Here is a 3,713-nt window from a genome sequence, read left to right on the forward strand (position 1 = left end):
GAGACCATCGCCGCCGAGGACATCCTGCACGACATGGGCGCCTTCTCGATCATCGCCTCGGACAGCCAGGCCATGGGCCGGGTGGGTGAGGTCATCATCCGCACCTGGCAGACCGCCGACAAGATGAAGAAGCAGCGCGGCCGCCTCTCGGACGAGACCGGCTACAATGACAATTTCCGCGTCCGCCGCTACATCGCCAAATACACCATCAACCCGGCCATCGCGCATGGCGTCTCGCAGGAGATCGGCTCGATCGAGGTCGGCAAGCGCGCCGACCTGGTGCTGTGGTCGCCGGCCTTCTTCGGGGTGAAGCCCGAGATGGTCCTGATGGGCGGCACCATCGTCTGCGCCCAGATGGGCGATCCCAACGCCTCGATCCCGACGCCGCAGCCGGTCTATTCGCGCCCGATGTGGGGCGCCTATGGCCGCTCGGTCGAGAACTCGGCGGTGATCTTCGTCTCCGAGGCGGCGCAGGCCGAGGGCATCGGCGCCTCGCTGGGCCTTGCCAAGCAGACCGTGGCGGTGAAGAACACCCGCGGCATCGGCAAGAAGGACCTGATCCACAACGCCGAGACGCCGGAGGTCGAGGTCAATCCCGAGACCTACGAGGTGCGCGCCAATGGCGAGTTGCTGACCTGCGAGCCGGCCACCGAGCTGCCGATGGCGCAGCGCTATTTCCTCTACTGAGGCAACGGGGTAGGGGGCTCGTCATGAAGCTCTGTCTCCCCCTCCTCGCGCTGGCGCTGCCCACCGCGGTGCCGGCGGTCTGCCCGACGGCCCGTGATCTCGACACCGGGATCCTGTTTCGCACCCTCGACGGCGACACCGAGCTGTTTCGCCGGGTGAGCGAGGACGTGGTGCTCTCGACCTATACCAGCGGCAGCGAAGAGAGCCGAATCCTGCTGGGGCAGGGGCTTTACGTGCTCGACAACGTGGCGCTGGCCGAGGGCGAGCTGTTGCCCGAGACGCAGGTGCGGTTTTCCTATCCGATGGCGGCGTCCGAGATGCCGCGCCCGACGCCCGAGAGCGACTGGTCGGTCGATGTCACCGTAGAGGAGGGCGGTCTCTCCGAGCCCGAGCGTCAGAGCTATGCCTTTGGACCTGCGACCGAGATCGGGCTCGGCAACTGCACCTTCGAGATGATTCCGGTGATCCAGACCTACAGCCCCGATCCCTATGAGGTGACGGACTACGTGAACTGGCTTCCCGAGCTCGGAGTGTCCTACCTGGTGCAGTCCAGCCATGCGCATGGCGAAGATCGTTACATATATACCAGCGTCGAAGCGGTGCGATAGGCGGGAAATCAGTGGAAAGTTTAATATTGAACCATCTGCGACCTATGCACCTGCAGAAACCCGACAATGCAGATGCAGCATTTGAGAGTTCGGACAGCATCGCTTACCTTGTTTGCAAGGGAGGGGACCTGAACACCAATAGGAAGGTTCCTACAAATGGCATTCATGACCGCAAGCGAGCGCCACGACGCCGCACCGTTCTTTACCCGTCTTCTGGCCTCGATCGGCAACGTGATCGTTGCAATGGGCGAAGCGAACCCGCGCCTGCGCCGCATCGAGACGCTGCAGCGCCTGTCCGACGCCGAGCTGGCCGAGCGTGGCCTGCGCCGCGAAGACATTGTGCGCCACGTGTTTCACGACGTGTACTACCTCTGATCTCTGCCTGCGCTGCGCGCTTTGACGCGCGCGCCGGAGACATGCAACAAGGCCACGCGCCCGGGATCGTCCGGGCCGTGGCCTTCTTCGTTTCGCGGCCCCGCCGCGCCGCCTTTAAGACCAAGACCAAGGACCTGACATGACCCAGTTGCCCACCGCTCACGAGATCGCCCGCAAGGGCCACTGGGAGACCGCCTCGGACATCGTCACCCTGTCCTATGAGGACCGCTTTCTGCGCCGCAAGGTGCTGACCGCGGGCTCGGGCGCGGGCTTTCTCGTCGATCTGGCCCATACCGAGAGCCTCGATCACGGCGATGCCTTCAAGCTCACCGACGGGCGGCTGATCGAGGTGCAGGCCGCCTCCGAGCCGTTGCTTTCGGTGAACGGCGACGACCTGCCGCGCATCGCCTGGCATATCGGCAACCGCCACACGCCCTGCCAGATCGAGCCCGCGCGGCTGCTGATCCAGCGCGATCACGTGATCCGCGACATGCTGCAGCGCATCGGCGCGACGGTGACGGAGGTCGACGAGCCCTTCACCCCCGAGGGCGGTGCCTATGGCCATGGTCGCACCCATGGCCACGACCACTCGCACAGCCACGGGCCCGAGGGGCATACGCATTCGCATGATCACGGCCACAGCCACAGCCACGATCACGGGCACCACCATCACCACGACCATGAGCACTGACGCCGCGCTGACCCTGCACCAGCTGTTTTCGCCGGCCTTCCCGGTGGGCGCCTTCGCCTATTCGCACGGGCTGGAGACGGCGGTGCAGGCGGGGCAGGTGGGCGATGCCTCCGCCTTGCAGGGCTGGCTCGAGGCGGTGTTGCGCCATGGTGCGGGCTGGTCCGACGCGGTGCTGCTGGCGCAGGCGGCGCAGGGCGAGGATCCTGCGACGCTGTCGGAGCTGGGCCTCGCGCTCTCGCCCTCGGCCGAGCGCCGGCTCGAGACCGAGCAGCAGGGCCGGGCTTTCGCCGCCACCGTTTCGGAGGTCTGGGGGCTGGAGATTCCGGCCGCGCCTTACCCCGTGGCGGCGGGCCTCGCGGTGCGGGCGCTGGACCTGCCCCTGGGTGAGGCGCTCAGGCTCTACCTGCAGGCCTTTGCGTCGAACCTCGCGGGCGCCGGCGTGCGGCTGGTCCCGCTGGGCCAGACCGACGGGCAGCGCGTGGTGCAGGCGCTGGCGCCGCTCTGCGCCGAGCTGGCTGGGCGCGCCCAGAGCGCGGAGCTTGACGATCTTGGCGGCTTCGCGCCGCTGGTTGACATCGCCAGCCAGCGCCATGACATGCTGTATTCCCGGCTTTTCAGATCGTAACGGAGAGAGATGATGGCATCCCCCAACGGACCCCTGCGCGTCGGCCTCGGCGGCCCGGTCGGCGCCGGCAAGACCACGCTGACCGCGGCGCTGGCGCGCGCCCTGCGTGACCGGCTGTCGATGGCGGTGGTCACCAATGACATCTACACCCGCGAGGATGCCGAGGAGCTGATGCGCCAGCAGGTGCTGCCGCTCGACCGCATCAAGGGGGTGGAGACCGGCGGCTGCCCGCACACCGCGATCCGCGAGGATGCCTCGATCAACCTCGCCGCCATTGCCGAACTGAACGAGACGCACCCGGATCTCGACCTGATCCTGATCGAGAGCGGCGGCGACAACCTGTCGGCCACCTTCTCGCCCGAGCTCGCCGATGTGACGATCTACGTGATCGATACCGCCGCCGGCGAGGAGATCCCGCGCAAGGGCGGGCCGGCGATCACTAAGTCGGACATCCTCGTGATCAACAAGACGGATCTCGCGCCCTATGTGGGCGCCTCGCTCGAGGTGATGGAGCGCGACGCCACGAAGATGCGCGCCGGTCGGCCCTTCGTCTTCGCCTCGCTGCGCCACGGCAAGGGCGTGGACGAGATCATCTCGCTCTTGGCGCGGATTGGGGGCCTGCCGCTGGTCGAGGCGGCGGAGTAGGGCGGCTCACGGCCGGTCCTCGCGAGCGCGCGGAATCAAGGCCGCAGGCCGCCGCGCCATCGCCGGCCCGCCCCCCGGGCTG

The 3,713-nt window shown here is 67.4% G+C and carries 6 protein-coding genes; all 6 read left to right on the plus strand.

Translation table 11 applies throughout. The features are described from left to right. Positions 1-687 (plus strand): urease subunit alpha (locus AC6RA4_RS23950; protein WP_500164587.1); only part of this gene is annotated, 687 nt, incomplete at its 5' end. Positions 688-710: 23 nt separating this feature from the next. Beyond that, entirely contained in the window at positions 711-1,295 is a 585-nt protein-coding gene (locus tag AC6RA4_RS23955; RefSeq protein WP_500164589.1) for a hypothetical protein, read from the plus strand. A gap of 156 nt (positions 1,296-1,451) precedes the next feature. After that, positions 1,452-1,670, plus strand: coding sequence for a DUF1127 domain-containing protein (locus AC6RA4_RS23960; protein WP_500164591.1), 219 nt, complete (start codon positions 1,452-1,454; stop codon positions 1,668-1,670). A 139-nt stretch (positions 1,671-1,809) separates the two neighbouring features. After that, the gene (locus AC6RA4_RS23965; protein WP_500164593.1) at positions 1,810-2,361 is read left to right on the plus strand and encodes an urease accessory protein UreE; all 552 of its coding nucleotides are present in this window, start codon (positions 1,810-1,812) and stop codon (positions 2,359-2,361) included. Further along, complete coding sequence (locus AC6RA4_RS23970) at positions 2,351-2,986, plus strand: urease accessory protein UreF (RefSeq protein WP_500164597.1); 636 nt, start codon at positions 2,351-2,353, stop codon at positions 2,984-2,986. The genes AC6RA4_RS23965 and AC6RA4_RS23970 overlap by 11 nt, the downstream gene beginning before the upstream one ends. 12 nt (positions 2,987-2,998) lie before the next feature. After that, positions 2,999-3,631: an urease accessory protein UreG gene (ureG, locus tag AC6RA4_RS23975; protein WP_500164595.1), complete on the plus strand. Its 633-nt coding sequence runs from the start codon at positions 2,999-3,001 to the stop codon at positions 3,629-3,631. The last annotated feature ends 82 nt before the right edge of the window (positions 3,632-3,713 follow it).

The sequence above is a fragment of the Salipiger sp. genome (genome assembly GCF_059781815.1).

Bases quoted from the DNA above. Each gene is read 5' to 3' on its own strand.
- AC6RA4_RS23955 (WP_500164589.1), top strand. From the start codon at position 711: ATGAAGCTCTGTCTCCCCCTCCTCGCGCTGGCGCTGCCCACCGCGGTG.
- AC6RA4_RS23960 (WP_500164591.1), top strand. From the start codon at position 1,452: ATGGCATTCATGACCGCAAGCGAGCGCCACGACGCCGCACCGTTCTTT.
- AC6RA4_RS23965 (WP_500164593.1), top strand. From the start codon at position 1,810: ATGACCCAGTTGCCCACCGCTCACGAGATCGCCCGCAAGGGCCACTGG.
- AC6RA4_RS23970 (WP_500164597.1), top strand. From the start codon at position 2,351: ATGAGCACTGACGCCGCGCTGACCCTGCACCAGCTGTTTTCGCCGGCC.
- ureG (WP_500164595.1), top strand. From the start codon at position 2,999: ATGGCATCCCCCAACGGACCCCTGCGCGTCGGCCTCGGCGGCCCGGTC.